Origin of the sequence: Streptomyces sp. NPDC051214 (assembly GCF_040682375.1) — a bacterium.
Lineage (GTDB): Bacteria > Actinomycetota > Actinomycetes > Streptomycetales > Streptomycetaceae > Streptomyces.
In genome coordinates this window covers 433,141-448,176 of the sequence record NZ_JBFBAT010000002.1, presented here as the reverse complement: position 1 = coordinate 448,176, position 15,036 = coordinate 433,141, and the positions used below count along the sequence as shown (strand labels likewise).

At 70.4% G+C, this 15,036-nt stretch carries 12 protein-coding genes; 8 read left to right on the top strand and 4 right to left on the bottom strand.

Annotated elements, in window-relative coordinates:
- Positions 1-101: 101 nt before the first annotated feature.
- Positions 102-1,577, top strand: a complete 1,476-nt coding sequence (locus tag AB0M70_RS06400) for an amino acid permease (RefSeq protein ID WP_365816954.1) — start codon at positions 102-104, stop codon at positions 1,575-1,577.
- On the opposite strand, the gene AB0M70_RS06395 is transcribed toward AB0M70_RS06400, so the two are convergent.
- Positions 1,574-2,620 carry a serine/threonine-protein kinase gene (locus AB0M70_RS06395; RefSeq protein ID WP_365816952.1) on the bottom strand — a complete coding sequence of 349 codons (1,047 nt, stop codon included), beginning with the start codon at positions 2,618-2,620 and terminating at the stop codon, positions 1,574-1,576. The two genes, AB0M70_RS06400 and AB0M70_RS06395, sit on opposite strands and share 4 nt — an antisense overlap.
- Positions 2,621-2,777: 157 nt before the next feature.
- On the opposite strand from AB0M70_RS06395, the gene AB0M70_RS06390 reads away from it, so the two are divergent.
- Positions 2,778-4,100 carry an FAD-binding oxidoreductase gene (locus AB0M70_RS06390; protein ID WP_365816950.1) on the top strand — a complete coding sequence of 441 codons (1,323 nt, stop codon included), beginning with the start codon at positions 2,778-2,780 and terminating at the stop codon, positions 4,098-4,100.
- A gap of 4 nt (positions 4,101-4,104) precedes the next feature.
- Here AB0M70_RS06390 and AB0M70_RS06385 read toward each other — a convergent pair whose 3' ends face one another.
- The gene (locus AB0M70_RS06385; RefSeq protein WP_365816948.1) at positions 4,105-4,683 is read right to left on the bottom strand and encodes a biotin transporter BioY; all 579 of its coding nucleotides are present in this window, start codon (positions 4,681-4,683) and stop codon (positions 4,105-4,107) included.
- A gap of 266 nt (positions 4,684-4,949) precedes the next feature.
- Here AB0M70_RS06385 and AB0M70_RS06380 point away from each other — a divergent pair, with 266 nt between their 5' ends.
- The 4 genes from AB0M70_RS06380 (at position 4,950) to AB0M70_RS06365 (ending at position 9,127) form a co-directional block, all read left to right on the top strand.
- Entirely contained in the window at positions 4,950-6,359 is a 1,410-nt protein-coding gene (locus AB0M70_RS06380) for an amino acid permease (protein WP_365816946.1), read from the top strand.
- A gap of 135 nt (positions 6,360-6,494) precedes the next feature.
- Positions 6,495-7,934 (top strand): amino acid permease, encoded by a 1,440-nt coding sequence (locus AB0M70_RS06375; protein WP_365816944.1) that lies wholly within the window; start codon positions 6,495-6,497, stop codon positions 7,932-7,934.
- A 189-nt stretch (positions 7,935-8,123) separates the two neighbouring features.
- Positions 8,124-8,774 (top strand): superoxide dismutase, encoded by a 651-nt coding sequence (locus AB0M70_RS06370; RefSeq protein WP_365816942.1) that lies wholly within the window; start codon positions 8,124-8,126, stop codon positions 8,772-8,774.
- A 143-nt stretch (positions 8,775-8,917) separates the two neighbouring features.
- Positions 8,918-9,127, top strand: a complete 210-nt coding sequence (locus tag AB0M70_RS06365) for a hypothetical protein (RefSeq protein WP_365816940.1) — start codon at positions 8,918-8,920, stop codon at positions 9,125-9,127.
- 1 nt (position 9,128) lies between these two features.
- Here the strand turns inward: AB0M70_RS06365 and AB0M70_RS06360 are convergent, their stop codons facing one another.
- Positions 9,129-9,782, bottom strand: coding sequence for a DsbA family protein (locus AB0M70_RS06360; RefSeq protein ID WP_365816938.1), 654 nt, complete (start codon positions 9,780-9,782; stop codon positions 9,129-9,131).
- A gap of 163 nt (positions 9,783-9,945) precedes the next feature.
- On the opposite strand from AB0M70_RS06360, the gene pepN reads away from it, so the two are divergent.
- Positions 9,946-12,522, top strand: a complete 2,577-nt coding sequence (gene pepN, locus AB0M70_RS06355; RefSeq protein ID WP_365816936.1) for an aminopeptidase N — start codon at positions 9,946-9,948, stop codon at positions 12,520-12,522.
- A gap of 172 nt (positions 12,523-12,694) precedes the next feature.
- Positions 12,695-13,750, top strand: coding sequence for a hypothetical protein (locus tag AB0M70_RS06350; RefSeq protein WP_365816934.1), 1,056 nt, complete (start codon positions 12,695-12,697; stop codon positions 13,748-13,750).
- A gap of 50 nt (positions 13,751-13,800) precedes the next feature.
- On the opposite strand, the gene AB0M70_RS06345 is transcribed toward AB0M70_RS06350, so the two are convergent.
- The gene (locus tag AB0M70_RS06345; protein ID WP_365816932.1) at positions 13,801-14,976 is read right to left on the bottom strand and encodes a serine hydrolase domain-containing protein; all 1,176 of its coding nucleotides are present in this window, start codon (positions 14,974-14,976) and stop codon (positions 13,801-13,803) included.
- Between the last annotated feature and the right edge of the window lie 60 nt (positions 14,977-15,036).

The window sequence follows — 15,036 nt, the reverse complement described above, 5'->3', positions numbered from 1 at the left end:
CATCGGGCCGGAATACAACGATCCGGAGTCGGGACTTCCGTCACGTTCACCCCTGAGTTTGAATGCGGGGGCTCGTGACCCGAGAACTTAAGGATTCGTCCATGACCTCGCAACCCTCCCTTGCGAAGGCAGACCGCAACCCCACCGAACCCGGGGATTCGCAGTCTGGAGACACCGGTGACGGCCTGCAGGCCGGGCTGAAGAACCGCCACCTCTCCATGATCGCCATCGGTGGCGTCATCGGAGCCGGACTCTTCGTCGGCTCCAGCTCCGGCATCGCCGCCGCGGGGCCGGCCATCCTCGTCTCGTACGCCCTCGTCGGCACGATGGTCGTCCTCGTGATGCGGATGCTCGGTGAGATGGCCGCCGCACGGCCCACCTCCGGCTCCTTCTCCACCTATGCGGACCAGGCGCTCGGCCGCTGGGCCGGTTTCTCCATCGGCTGGCTGTACTGGTTCTTCTGGGTCGTGGTGCTCGCCGTGGAGGCCACCGCCGGTGCCGTCATCCTCAACGGGTGGATACCGGCCGTCCCGCAGTGGGGCTGGGCGCTCATCGTGATGGTGGTGCTCACCGCGACGAACCTCGTCTCGGTCGGCTCCTACGGTGAGTTCGAGTTCTGGTTCGCCGGGATCAAGGTCGTCGCCATCGGCGGCTTCGTGATCATCGGTCTGCTCGCCGTCTTCGGCGTGCTGCCCGGCTCCGACAACCCCGGCGCCGGATTCGCGCACCTCACCGACGCGGGCGGCTTCATGCCGCAGGGCGCGGGCGCCATCCTCACCGGTGTGCTCATGGTCGTCTTCTCGTTCATGGGTTCCGAGATCGTCACGCTGGCGGCCGGTGAGTCCGAGGACCCGCAGCGCGCCGTCACCAAGGCCACCAACAGCGTCATCTGGCGTATCGGTGTCTTCTACCTGGGCTCGATCTTCGTCGTCATCACGCTCCTTCCGTGGAACGACAAGTCGATCGTCGAGGACGGCTCGTACGTCGCCGCGCTGAACTCGATCGGCATCCCGCACGCCGGTCAGGTCATGAACGTCATCGTCCTGACGGCCGTGCTCTCCTGCCTCAACTCCGGGCTCTACACCGCTTCCCGCATGGCGTTCTCGCTCGGGCAGCGCGGTGACGCGCCCAAGGCCTTCGCGCGCACCAACAAGCGCGGTGTGCCGCAGGCCGCGATCCTCGGGTCCGTCGTGTTCGGCTTCGTCGCCGTCTGGTTCAACTACCAGTGGAAGGACACCGTCTTCGACTTCCTGCTGAACTCCTCGGGCGCGGTGGCCCTGTTCGTCTGGCTGATGATCGCGTTCACGCAGCTGCGGATGCGCGGGATCATCCTGCGCGAGCAGCCGGAGAAGCTCGTCGTGAAGATGTGGCTCTTCCCGTACCTGACCTGGGTCACGATCGCGATGATCTCGTTCGTGCTCGTCTACATGCTGACCGACGAGACCGGGCGCAAGCAGGTGCTGCTCTCGCTGCTCGCCGCGGCGTTCGTGGTCGCGTTCTCCCTGATCCGGGAGAAGGTGCGGCCCCGCGCCGAGGCCGAGACCGACGCCGCCGACAAGGCCGGCGTCGACGCCTAGCCGGTGCCGTCCGACGGTGGCGCGGTCGACGTACCCGCCACCGTCGGCACGGGCGTGCTCGGGCCCGGCGACCCGCCGCCGCCCGGATCGCGCGCGGTGAGGAACATGACGGCCGCCACGGCGGCCGCGACAAGCAGCACCACGGCGGTCAGCACATGCGGCCGCCAGTCCCTCCTGGGGCGGTCGCCCGCCCGAGGTGGGGGCGGCACGGGTGCCGTGAGCGCCGCCCGCAGGGCCGCCTCCGTCTCGTCGAGGCCCGGCCGCCGCTCCGGCTCCTTGGCGAGCAGCGCCGCCAGGAGCGGACGTAACCCGCTGGATTCCGGCGGCAGTTCGGGCGGCTCGTGCAGGACCGCGACCAGGGTGTTCAGGGCCGAGGCGCGGGCGAACGGCGAGCTGCCGCGCAGCGCCGTGCAGAGCGTCGCCCCCAGCGACCAGAGGTCCGACGGCGGCCCCTGCTCGGCGCCGGAGACCCGCTCGGGCGCCATGTACTCGGGCGAGCCCACCAGGAAGCCCGTCTGCGTGAGGTGGCCCGTGTCCTGGAGCGCCGCGATGCCGAAATCGGTGAGGACGACCCGGTCGGCGGGTCCCCCGGGGCCGAGCAGGACGTTCTCCGGCTTGATGTCGCGGTGCACGACACCCGCCGCGTGCACCTGCCGCAGCGCCGCCACCAGGGCCAGGCCCACGCGCGCCGCCGTGTGCTCGTCCAGGGGCCCCTCCTCGTCGACGTACCGTGCGAGCGAGCGCGCGTCGACCAGTTCCATGACGATCCAGAGGCGGCCGTCCTCCTCCGCGACGTCGTAGACGCGTACGACACCGGGGTGGTCGATCCGCGCGATGGCCCGCGCCTCGCGCAGCGCGCGTTCCCTGCGGACCCGGGCGTCCTCCGACTCCGGGCCCTCGAAGGTCTCGTCGACGCGCATCTCCTTCACCGCCACCCGGCGGTCGAGGAGCTCGTCGGCCGCCCGCCACACGCGGCCCATGCCGCCCTGGCCGATGACGTCGAGCAGGCGATAGCGGCCCGCCACCACGCGTAGCTCCGGCATGGGTGTCCACCCCCAAGTCCCCCTTTATGACAGCACATTTCGCACGGATTTCCGAAGGCCAGGAACGGCCAGGAAAGGTCACCAGAAAACTTGACGGCGGATGTCAGGTTTTCCGGGGAGGCTCTGACGCGTCAGCAGCTCTTCTTGGAGGATCACCGTGGACTTCACCGATCAGCGACTCGTGTTCCGGCCCGGCGACGACGGGTACGACGCGGAGATCGCCGGGTTCCAGACCGGGTTCGCGCAGCGGCCCGCGATCGTGTTCGGGGCCCGGAGCTCCGATGACGTCGTCGCCGCCGTGTCGTACGCCGCGCGGGCGGGTCTGCCCGTCGGGGTCCAGGCCACCGGGCACGGGCTTCCGGGGGCGTCGGAGGGCGGCGTACTGATCAGCACCCGGCGGATGGACTCCGTCCGGATCGATGCCGGCGCGCGCACGGCCACCCTCGGTGCGGGGGTCCGGTGGGGCCAGGTCGTCGAGGCCGCGGCGGCGCACGGCCTCGCGCCGCTGAACGGTTCGGCGCCGGGCGTGGGCGCCGTCTCGTACACGCTGGGCGGCGGACTCGGCATCCTGGCGCGGGAGTTCGGGTACGCGGCCGATCACGTCCGGTGGCTCGACGTCGTCACGGCGGACGGCACCGCCCGGCACGTCACGGCGGATGCCGAGCCCGACCTCTTCTGGGGGCTGCTCGGCGGGGGCGCGAACCTCGGGGTGGTGACGGCCCTGGAGGTCGGGCTCGTGCCGGTGGCGCGACTGTACGGCGGAGCGGTCGAGTTCGACGGCCGTGCGGTGGACCCGGGCCATGTGCTGCGGGCGTACGAGGCGTGGACGCGGACGGTGCCGGACGAGCTGACCTCGTCGGTGGCGGCGCTCGTCTATCCGGACATCCCGCAGTTGCCGCCCCATCTGCGGGGCCGCTACCTGGTGACGGTGCGCGTCGCGTACACGGGCTCCGAGGCGGCGGGCGAGCGGCTCGTGGCGCCGCTGCGGGAGATCGGGCCCACGGTGTCGGACTCGCTGCGCGAGATGCCGTACGCCGAGAGCCACACCATCCACAGCGACCCCGACTTCCCGCACGCCTACTACGGGGACAGCGTCGTCGTGCGGGAGCTCGACCTGGCGGCGGCGGAAGAACTGTTCGCGCTGACCGGTCCGGCCGCCGAGAAGATGCACGTCGTGCAGATCAACCAGTTGGGCGGGGCCCTCGCGAAGCCCGCGGGGAACGCGGTGCCTTACCGGGACGCGGGGTGGCTGGTGCGGGTGCTCTCGCCGCTGGAGGGCACGGACCTGGACGCGGTGCGGGCCGTGCAGGCGCGAGCGTTCGGTCTCTTCGCGGCCGAGGGGCGGCTGCTCAACTTCGCCTTCGCCTCCGGGGACCGGGCGGACGGCCTGTACGACGCCAAGACGCGGAAGAGGCTCGCCGAGTTGAAGGGCACATACGACCCGGCGAACCTCTTCAGGCGGAACTACAACGTCAGTTGACCGCTCAGCGGTCGAGGAACTTCCACGCCGTGGGCAGCACGCCCATCGCGAGCGCGGCCTTGAGGGCGTCGCCGATCAGGAAGGGCGTGAGTCCGGCGGCGACGGCCTGGGTCATCGACATGCCGGTCGCGGCGGCGAGGTACGGGACGCCGACCGCGTAGATGATCGCCGAGCCGAGCACCATCGTGCCCGCGGTGCGCAGGACGGAACGGTCGCCGCCGCGGCGGGCGAGGGCGCCGGCCACGGTGGCGGCGAGCAGCATGCCGAGGACGTAGCCGAGGGACGGCGCGGCGACGCCCGAGCCCGCCTCGGCGAACCACGGCATGCCCGCCATGCCCACGAGGGCGTACACGGCGAGGGAGAGGAAGCCGCGGCGGGCGCCGAGGGCAGTGCCGACGAGGAGGGCGGCGAACGTCTGCCCAGTCACCGGCACGGGAGAGCCCGGCACGGGCACGGCGATCTGGGCCGCGATGCCGGTCAGGGCGGCGCCGCCGAGGACGAAGGCCGCGTCCTTCGCGCGGGACGCGGGCAGCAGGTCCGCGAGGACCTGGCCGGGACGGGAAGAGACGGCGGCGATGCTCATCGGGACTCCGCGGGTTCTGGGACGGGCAGGTGGGACCCCGCGACGCTATCTCAGGCGGGGGCGCCCGGCACCGGTGGTGGGTGACAAGGTGCCGGGTGCCCCAGTGGTGGGCTCTGCACAAAGCGCGGGGCGTACCCCTGCGGGGGGCGTGATGCGCGTCACTGAGGTGGGGGCCGCGGGGGGCCGTTTTGCGCGCGGGGCTCCTGCCCGGGGAGACTGTAGGTTCCCGCCAAAGTCTTTGTGAGCCCGAGAGCAGCCTGAGCACCATGCACGACGCGTCCCCGCCCACAACGGCAACGGAACCCGAGCCTCTCGGCGGTGGTCTCAAGCAGCGGCATCTGACGATGCTCGGGCTCGGCGGCGTCATCGGGGCCGGGCTCTTCGTCGGCTCGGGGGCCGGGATCGCCGTGGCCGGGCCCGGGATCGTCGTCTCGTATCTCATCGCCGGAGCGTTGGCGATGTGCGTGATGCGGATGCTCGGCGAGATGTCGGCCGCGATGCCCGCGTCCGGGTCCTTCTCCGTGCACGCCGAGCGTGCGCTCGGCCGCTGGGCGGGGTTCAGCGTCGGCTGGCTCTACTGGTTCCTGCTGGTGGTCGTGCTCGCCGTGGAGGCGACCGGCGCCGCGCAGATCGCCCATGGCTGGGCGCCGGGCGTGCCGCAGTGGGCCTGGGTGCTGATCTTCATGCTGGTGTTCACGGCGGCGAACCTCGCCGCGGTGAAGAACTTCGGCGAGTTCGAGTTCTGGTTCGCCGCGCTGAAGGTCTTCGCGATCGTCGCGTTCCTGGTGCTCGGCCTGCTCGCGGTCTTCGGGATCCTGCCCGCCGCGTCCTCTTCCTCAGGGGAGCCCGTGGGTCTCACCAACCTCACCGGGCAGGGCGGTTTCCTGCCCAGCGGCTGGGAGGGCGTGACGTCCGGCGTGCTCGCCGTCGTCTTCGCCTTCGGCGGCCTGGAGGTCGTGACGATCGCGGCCGCCGAGTCCGACGACCCGGTGCGCTCGGTCGCCCGCGCCGTGCGCAGCGCCGTCTACCGCATCCTCTTCTTCTACGTCGGCTCGATGCTCGTCATCGTGACGGTGCTGCCCTGGACGGCCCAGAAGGCCGGCGTCAGTCCGTATGTGACGGTCCTCGACTCGATCGGGGTGCCGTCCGCGGGCACGATCATGAACATCGTGGTGTTCGTGGCGCTGCTCTCGGCGCTGAACGCCAACCTCTACGGCTCGTCCCGCATGGTCTTCTCGCTCGCCGAGCGCGGCGAGGCGCCGAAGGCCCTGCTGAAGGTGTCGGGCGGCGGGGTGCCGCGCCGGGCGGTGCTCGCCTCGGTGGCCTTCGGCTTCGTCTCCGTCGTGCTCAATCTGAAGTGGCCCGACTCGGTCTTCCTCTACATGCTCAACTCGGTCGGCGCGGTGCTCCTGTTCGTGTGGGCGCTGATCGCGGTCTCGCAGCTGCGCCTGCGCCGCCGCATCGAGCGCGAGGCGCCGGAGCGGCTCGTCCTGCGGATGTGGGCGTTCCCGTATCTGACCTGGGCGGCGCTCGCCGCGATGGCGGCGGTGCTGGGCCTGATGCTGACCGACGACACGGCGCGGCCGCAGCTCCTGTGGTCGGCGGGTGCGACGGGTCTCGTCCTCGCGGTCGCGGGGCTACGGGAGTGGCGCGAGGTGCGCGGGAACCGGGCGTGAACATCCCGTGCACGTACCTTCACAAAGTGTGAGCGTCGTGTCCGTATAGCGGTCAGGTGTTCCCTGTCAGCGGTACCGGACTTCAGACTGTGGGCCGCTCGCTCCCCCGTCTCAGCTACTGAACAGGGCACGCCCATGTCTCGGACGTCCACCCCCCAGGACGCATCGCCCGGCGCATCACCCGACGAGGCCCCCAAGGTCGATTCACCGCTCGTCCACGGCCTCAAGCAGCGGCACCTCTCCATGATCGCCCTCGGCGGCGTCATCGGAGCGGGCCTCTTCGTGGGCTCCGGAGCGGGCATCGCCGCGGCCGGACCTTCGATCGTCCTCGCCTACGCGATATCCGGCGCGCTCGTCATGCTCGTGATGCGCATGCTCGGCGAGATGTCCGCGGCGAACCCGGCGTCCGGCTCCTTCTCGGTCCACGCCGAGCGGGCGATCGGCCCGTGGGCGGGCTTCACCGCGGGCTGGGGCTTCTGGTTCCTGCTCTGCGTCGCCGTCGGCCTCGAGGGCATCGGCGCGGCGAAGATCATGGTGGGCTGGTTCCCCGACAGCCCCGAGTGGGCCTGGGTCGCCCTCTTCATGCTGGTGTTCTGCGGGGCCAACCTGACGGCCGTGAAGAACTTCGGCGAGTTCGAGTTCTGGTTCGCCGCGCTCAAGGTCGGCGCGATCGCGCTCTTCCTCGGCATCGGCGTCCTCGCGATCCTCGGCATCCTGCCCGGCTCGGACGTCTCCGCCCCCGGCACGGCCAACCTCACCGGTGAGGGCGGGTTCATGCCGAACGGCACGGACGGCCTGATCATCGGCCTCCTCGCGTCCGTCTTCGCGTACGGCGGTCTGGAGACCGTCACGATCGCGGCCGCGGAGTCCGAGAAGCCGGTCGAGAGCGTCGCCAAGGCCGTGCGCACGGCGATGTGGCGCATCGCCCTCTTCTACGTCGGCTCGATGCTCGTCGTCGTCACGCTGCTCCCCTGGGACAACAAGGAGGTCGTGGCGAAGGGCCCGTACGTCGCCACCCTCGACCACCTGGGCATCCCCGGCGCCGGCCAGATCATGAACGTCATCGTCCTGATCGCCCTGCTCTCCGCGATGAACGCCAACATCTACGGCGCCTCGCGCATGTCGTACTCGCTGATCGCCCGCGGCCAGGGCCCCAAGGTGCTCGGCCGCGTCCACAGCGGCGTCCCGCGCCTCGCGGTGCTCGCCTCCTCGGTCTTCGGCTTCGTCTGCGTGCTGCTCAGCTACTGGCGCCCGGACGACGTCTTCCCGTGGCTCCTGAACATGATCGGCGCGATGATCCTGGTCGTCTGGATCTTCATCGCCGTCTCGCAGCTGATCCTGCGCCGCCGGACGGAGCGCGAGGAGCCGCAGAAGCTGGTCGTGAAGATGTGGGCCTACCCGTTCCTGACGTGGATCGCGCTGGCCGCGATGGCGTACATCTTCTACCTGATGACGGAACAGCCCGACACCCGCAAGCAGCTCCTGGCCACGGGAACGCTGACGCTGGTGCTCGCGGTGATCGGCTTCGTGCGGCAGAAGGCGGCGGAACGTTCGGTGACGGCGCCCGCCGAGTAGGACATCGCCGTACACGAAGGGGCCCGGGGTCGACGACGACCCCGGGCCCCTTCGGCGTACCCCCGCCTACCCCCGGTCCTAGGACGAAGGGCTGATCAACTCCGAGCCCCTTCTGCTGCTAGCCTGCACTTGCATATAGGTTGCAATAAGCGTTGCATCACAGCAGAGCAGCAGTCGGAGGGCTCGGACATGGCCATTTACACGCTTCCTGAACTTCCGTACGACTACGCGGCGCTCGAGCCGGTCATCAATCCCCAGATCGTCGAGCTGCACCACGACAAGCACCACGCGGCGTACGTGAAGGGCGCGAACGACACCCTTGAGCAGCTGGAGGAGGCGCGCGACAAGGAGACGTGGGGCGCCATCAACGGGCTGGAGAAGAATCTGGCCTTCCACCTCTCCGGCCACATCCTGCACAGCATTTACTGGCACAACATGAACAGCCCGAAGGACGGTGGCGGCGGCGAGCCGCTGGCCGCCGACGGTGTCGGTGACCTCGCCGACGCGATCACCGAGTCCTTCGGCTCCTTCGCCAAGTTCAAGGCCCAGCTGACCAAGGCCGCGGCGACCACGCAGGGTTCGGGCTGGGGCGTGCTCGCCTACGAGCCGCTCAGCAACCGCCTCATCGTCGAGCAGGTCTACGACCACCAGGGCAACGTCGGCCAGGGCTCGACGCCGATCCTGGTCTTCGACGCCTGGGAGCACGCCTTCTACCTGCAGTACAAGAACCAGAAGGTCGACTTCATCGACGCCATGTGGGCCGTCGTCAACTGGCAGGACGTCAGCAAGCGTTACGAGGCCGCCAAGCAGCGCGTGAACAGCCTGCTGCTCGCCCCGTGAGGCGATCTGCCCCCTGAGAACGTCCTGCCTCGTGATCGTCTTCTCAACCTTCACCGAAGCAGGCGGATGGACGAAAGGCCCCCGTGAGGACATGACTCACGGGGGCCTTTCGGTATGCGGGGTTCCGGGGGACGGTGTCGTCCATGGCGACAGCTTTCAGGCACTGCCCCACCTGCGGCGGCAAGCCGCAGGGCTTCAGGCCGGTCACTCAGGCGGAGGAGGACCATCTGGCCACCCTGATGACGCGGGCCGAGGCCCAGGGCCACTGGCGCTGTCCTAGCCCCGGTTGCCTCTGGGTGCAGCCGCACCTCAACCAGGGCAAGGGCCGGGAGCTCCCCAAGTCCTTCCTCTGACTCAGTCGAAGATCGGTCCCTGCGTACGCGTCCGCTTGATCTCGTAGAAGCCCGGCGTGGACGCGACCAGGAGCGTGCCGTCCCAGAGCCTGGCGGCGGCCTCGCCCTTGGGTGCGGGCGTCACGACGGGGCCGAAGAAGGCGACCTGCTCGCCGTCCGCGCCGGGGACGGCGATGACGGGCGTGCCCACGTCCTGGCCGACCTTGTCGATGCCCTCCTGGTGGGAGGCGCGCAGCTCGGCGTCGAACTCGTCGGAGTCCGCGTAGGCCGCGAGGTCCTCGGGCAGGCCGACGTCCTTCAGCGCGGCGGCGACCGCCTCGCGGGTCGGGCCCTCGCCCTGGTTGTGGAAGCGGGTGCCAAGGGCGGTGTAGAGCTTGCCGGTGTACTCGTCGCCGTGCTTCTGCTGGGCGGCGATGACCACGCGGACCGGGCCCCAGGCCTTGGTCTCCAGCATGTCGCGGTACTCCTCGGGCAGCTCGTCGAGGCGGTCCTCGTTCAGCACGGCGAGGCTCATGACATGCCAGCGGACCTCGACGTCGCGGACCTTCTCCACCTCGAGCATCCAGCGCGAGGTCATCCAGGCCCACGGGCACAGCGGGTCGAACCAGAAGTCGACGGGGGTCTTGGTCGTGCCGGGCTTGCCGTTCTCGGACATGTCTCTCCCTAAGGAATGCGTGCGCGCTTGGCCAGGGGAACGTCAGTGATCTACCCGGGCATTCCCCGATACCGCCCGCTGAGGGCACATGCGAGGATCGTAGACATTCGTACAGGTCGTGCGATCCACGACTTCCACCTGCGAGTACAAGGGAGTACCGCCCGTGCCCGGTGAGAATCTTTCCCGCGACGAGGCCCAGGAGAGGGCCGCGCTGTTGTCCGTCGACGGGTACGAGGTCTTTCTCGACCTGCGCTCCGCGATCGGCGAGAGCGACCAGGAGCCGCGCACGTTCCGCTCCGTCACCACCCTGCGTTTCCGCTGCGCCGACCCCGGCGCCACGAGCTTCGCCGACCTGATCGCCCCGAGCGTCACGGCACTGTCCCTCAACGGCAGGGACCTGGACCCGTCCGAGGTCTTCGACGGCACCCGGATCACCCTCGAGGACCTGGCCGCGGAGAACGAGCTGGTGGTGGACGCCCAGTGCGCCTACAGCCGCACCGGCGAGGGCATGCACCGCTTCGTCGACCCGGAGGACGGCGAGGTCTACCTCTACACGCAGTACGAGCCCGCCGACTCGCGCCGCGTCTTCGCCAACTTCGAGCAGCCCGACCTGAAGGCACCCTTCCGCTTCGAGGTGCAGGCACCCGAGGGATGGACCGTCTGGTCGAACGGCACGGGTGAACTCGCCGACGGCGTATGGAAGTTCGCCGAGACGAAGCCGATCTCGACGTACATCACGGCGGTCGTGGCGGGCCCCTATCACTACGTGACGGACTCCTACAGCCGCACCTTCGACGACGGCACGACGCTGGACATCCCGCTCGGCGCGATGTGCCGGAAGGGCCTGGCGAAGCACTTCGACGCGGACGACGTCTTCCTGGTCACCAAGCAGGGCCTCGACTTCTTCCACGACAACTTCGACTACCCCTACCCCTTCGGGAAGTACGACCAGGCGTTCGTCCCGGAGTACAACCTGGGCGCGATGGAGAACCCCGGCCTCGTGACCTTCCGCGAGGAGTTCATCTTCCGCGGCAAGGTGACCCAGGCGTCGTACGAGCGCCGGGCCAACGTCATCCTGCACGAGATGGCGCACATGTGGTTCGGCGACCTCGTCACCATGCGCTGGTGGGACGACCTGTGGCTCAAGGAGTCCTTCGCCGACTTCATGGGCGCCTTCTCGATGGTGGAGGCGACCCGCTTCACCAACGGCTGGATCACCTTCGCCAACAACCGCAAGGCGTGGGCCTACCGCGCGGACCAGCTGCCCTCCACGCACCCGGTCACGGCCGACATCCGCGACCTGGAGGACGCCAAGCTGAACTTCGACGGGATCACGTACGCCAAGGGCGCAAGCGTCCTGAAGCAGCTCGTCGCCTACGCCGGACGTGACGCGTTCCTCGAAGGCGCCCGGCGCTACTTCAAGCGGCACGCGTACGGGAACACCCGGCTCGGTGACCTGCTCTCGGTCCTGGAGGAGACCTCCGGGCGCGACATGGCGTCCTGGTCGCAGTCCTGGCTGCAGACGGCGGGGGTCAACTCCCTCACGCCGCAGGTCATCCTGAACGCGGAGGGCAGGATCACCGAGCTCTCCGTGCTCCAGGAGGCCGCCGAGTCGCACCCCGAACTGCGGCCGCACCGCGTGGCGGTGGGCCTGTACCGCCGTACGCCCGAGGGCGAGCTGACGCGGTACGCACGCGCGGAGCTGGACGTCGAGGGGCCGCGCACGGTGGTGTCGGAGCTGGCCGGCGAGCAGGCCCCCGACCTCGTCCTGGTCAACGACGACGACCTGACGTACTGCAAGATCCGCTTCGACGAGAACTCCCTGGACACGCTGCGGGCGCACCTCGGTGACATCACCGACCCGCTCGCCCGCGCGCTGTGCTGGTCCGCGCTGTGGAACCTCACGCGGGACGCGCTGATGCCCGCGCGGGACTTCATCGGTCTCGTGCTCCGCTTCGCGGGACGCGAGAGCGACATCGGGGTGCTGCAGATGCTGCACACGTGGGCGGACTCGGCCCTCACCTTCTACGCGGCCCCCGAGTGGCGCGAGGAGGGCGGGCGCGCGCTCGCCGAGGGCGCGCTGCGGGAGCTGCGGATCGCGGAGCCCGGCAGCCAGAACCAGCTGACGTGGGCGCGGTTCTTCGCCGCGGTGGCCTCGTCCGCGGCCGATCTCCAGCTGCTGCAGGGTCTCCTCGAGGGCACGGCGAAGATCGACGGCCTGGACGTCGACCAGGAGCTGCGCTGGTCCTTCCTCGGTCCGCTGGCCGCGCACGGCGTCGCCGACGAGCGGGTGCTGGCCGCCGAGCTGGTCCGGGACGACACGGCTTCGGGCAAGCGGCATCAGGTGCGGTGCCTGGCGGCGCGGCCCTCCGAGGCGGTGAAGGCGCAGGCGTGGGCCTCCGTGGTGGAGTCCGACTCCCTGTCGAACGCGCTGGCGGGGGCGACGATCTCGGGCTTCGCGCAGTCCTCCCAGCGGGAGCTGACCGCTCCGTACACCTCCCGGTACTTCGAGGCCATCGAGCGGGTGTGGGCCGAGCGGTCCATCCAGATCGGGATGGACGTGGTGCGGGGTCTCTTCCCGCACCACCAGGACGATCAGGGGACGCTGGACGCGACGGACCGGTGGCTCGCGGCGCACGAGGACGCGGCGCCCGCCCTGCGGCGGCTCGTCCTCGAGGCCAGGGACGACCTGGCGAGGTCGCTGCGGGCCCAGGGCTGCGACGCGGCGGCCGCTTCCTAGGCCGGCCCGGTGCGCCGCCCGCCGCGGGGCGGGCGGCGCACCGGAACGTACCAAACACAAACGGACCTTTTCGGCAGTCGAACGTCTGCACTTTAGTGCAGGGTTGTCCGGTTATGTCGACGGCCGTGTAACAGCGGTTAGGGGGCGGATCAGCAGCGGGAATGGCCCGGTCATGAACCACAACACCCCGCTCTCCCCCCGCCCCCTCCGTCACCTCGCCGACGTCCAGCGCCGCGTGATGAGCACCGCCCAGCTCCGCGCCCACGGCATCTCCGCCGCCGACGTCGCCGCCCACTGCCGCCCGGAGGGCCCCTGGCAGCAGCTGCTCCCGGGGGTCTGCCTGCTGCACCCGGGGCCGCCGACCAGTGAAGAGCGCCTGCACGGCGCCCTGTTGTACGCCGGACGGCCGCCCGCCAAGGCCGCCAAGACGGTGCCCGCCCAGCCCGGCGCCGGCGAGGCCCACGCCCCGTACGCCGACGCCCTGATCACCGGGCTCGCGGCGCTCGCCCTGCACCGCTTCTCGTCGGCTCCCCCGCTGCTCTCCCTGGACCGCATCGACGTCCTGGTCCCGCGCACCCGGCGGCTGCGCTCCACCGGCTTCACCCGCCTCGTGCGGACCCCGGCCCTGCCGACCGCCGTACAGATCGGCGGAGTTCCGGTGGCCCCGGTGCCGCGCGCGCTCGCCGACGCCGTGGCGGGGCTCACCGAGGCGGCCGCCGTGCGCAGACTGCTCACCGAGGCGGTGCGCGGCGGGCACTGCGAACCGGCTGCCGTCGTACGGGAGTTGAACCAGGCGAAGCTGCTCACCCGCCCGCATGTCATGGACGCGGTGGACTCGCTGCTCGCCGAGGGCCGGGCCATCGCCGAGGACCGGCTGTACCGGATGGTCACCGAGCACGGCCTGCCCGATCCGCTGTGGAACGTCGACCTGCGATTGCCGGGCGGGCCGCACCTCGGGGGCGTCGACGCCTACTGGCCGGATCTGGCCGTCGCCGTGGAGCTGGACACGCGGGCGCCCCGGCAGGGGTTCCGGCAGGACGACGACGCCCTGTGGTCCGAATACGCCCGTAAGCGGGAGCACCTGGAGCGGCTCGGCATCACCGTGGTGCATCTGACGCCGAAGAAGCTGCGCGAGTCCCTCGAACAGCAGGCGACCGTCGTTCGGACGGCGTTGATGGCTTCGGGTGATCGCGACCCGGCGGCGTATGTGGTCGTGCTGCCGCGATAACCGCCGCAGCGAGGGGGGCGGGACCCGCGTGCCGGGCCCCGCCGACCACGTCACCTGCCGCAGAACTCCGCGTCCCGGACGGCGAACAGGTCCCCGTCTAGGCTGTTGAAGTTCGCCGAGAGCGCGTGGCCGCCGCGCTCGGTCACCAGCGTCATCGACGTCGAGCCCTGGACATCGCCGCCGTTGCCCCAGAGCACGGTGCCGCAGGGAGTCTCGCGGCTCACCAGGCCGAGCCCGTACCCGTCGCCTTCGGGCTTGTCCGGGTCCTGCGGGACGGTCGTCTTCATCTCGGCGAGCTGCTTCTTCGGCAGCAGCCTGCCGCGCAGCAGGGCCGTGTAGAAGCGGTTCAGGTCGTCCGCGTCGGAGATCATCCCGCCCGACGAGCCCGCCATGGTCGGATTGAGCTCCGTCACGTCGTGGAGCCTGGCGTCCGGGGCCTTCAGCTTCATGTACGCCCGCGAACTCGGTTGCGGCAGCGAGGGGTCCGTCTTCGGCACGCTGGTGGCGTCCAGGCCGAGCGGCTCGATGATGCGGCGCCTGATCTCGTGCGCGTACGACGTCCCGGTGACCTTCTTGATGATCATGCCGGCGAGGATGTAGTTGGTGTTGGAGTAGTTCCAGCCCTTGCCCGGGTCGAAGTCCGGCTCGTGGCGCATGGCGATGGCGACCTGCTGCTCCGGGGTCCAGGTGTCGTAGCGGTGTTCGAGGAACTTCTCGGTGAACATCTTCTCCTGGTAGCCGGGGTCGGTCAGTACGTCGTAGATGCCGCTCGTGTGGTTGAGGAGTTGGCGCACCGTGATGGCGTCGCCGTCGTGTCCGTTGCCCTCGACCACGCCCGGCAGCCACCGGCCCACCTTGTCGTCCAGGCTCAGCTCTCCCTCGGCCACCAGCTGGAGCATCACCGTCGAGACGAACGTCTTGGTGATGCTGCCGACGCGGTAGCGGTCGTGGGCACCGCGCGGGCTCTGCCGTCGCAGGTCGCCGATGCCCGCGGCCGAGTTCCAAGTCCCGTGCTTGTCCCTGACCTGCGCGGTCACGCCGGGGGCATTCGCGTCGACCGCCGCCTCCATCGCCTTCTGCGTCGCCCGGTGCCGGTCGCCGTGGCCACCGCCGTGCCCGCCGCCGGACGCCCCGGCGAGAGCGGGCGCCGCGAACGCGCCCGCCGCGACGGCCATGGCCACCCCCGCCGCCACGCCCGTGAGCCCTCTCCTGCGTGCTGCTGACATGTCTCCCCCATCTGTTCACGGCTCTGTTCACGCCGTTCGGACGGCCGGAGGGACTCGTGG

Bases quoted from the DNA above. Each gene is read 5' to 3' on its own strand.
- AB0M70_RS06400 (WP_365816954.1), top strand. From the start codon at position 102: ATGACCTCGCAACCCTCCCTTGCGAAGGCAGACCGCAACCCCACCGAA.
- AB0M70_RS06395 (WP_365816952.1), bottom strand. From the start codon at position 2,620: ATGCCGGAGCTACGCGTGGTGGCGGGCCGCTATCGCCTGCTCGACGTC.
- AB0M70_RS06385 (WP_365816948.1), bottom strand. From the start codon at position 4,683: ATGAGCATCGCCGCCGTCTCTTCCCGTCCCGGCCAGGTCCTCGCGGAC.
- AB0M70_RS06380 (WP_365816946.1), top strand. From the start codon at position 4,950: ATGCACGACGCGTCCCCGCCCACAACGGCAACGGAACCCGAGCCTCTC.
- AB0M70_RS06375 (WP_365816944.1), top strand. From the start codon at position 6,495: ATGTCTCGGACGTCCACCCCCCAGGACGCATCGCCCGGCGCATCACCC.
- AB0M70_RS06370 (WP_365816942.1), top strand. From the start codon at position 8,124: ATGGCCATTTACACGCTTCCTGAACTTCCGTACGACTACGCGGCGCTC.
- AB0M70_RS06365 (WP_365816940.1), top strand. From the start codon at position 8,918: ATGGCGACAGCTTTCAGGCACTGCCCCACCTGCGGCGGCAAGCCGCAG.
- AB0M70_RS06360 (WP_365816938.1), bottom strand. From the start codon at position 9,782: ATGTCCGAGAACGGCAAGCCCGGCACGACCAAGACCCCCGTCGACTTC.
- AB0M70_RS06350 (WP_365816934.1), top strand. From the start codon at position 12,695: ATGAACCACAACACCCCGCTCTCCCCCCGCCCCCTCCGTCACCTCGCC.
- AB0M70_RS06345 (WP_365816932.1), bottom strand. From the start codon at position 14,976: ATGTCAGCAGCACGCAGGAGAGGGCTCACGGGCGTGGCGGCGGGGGTG.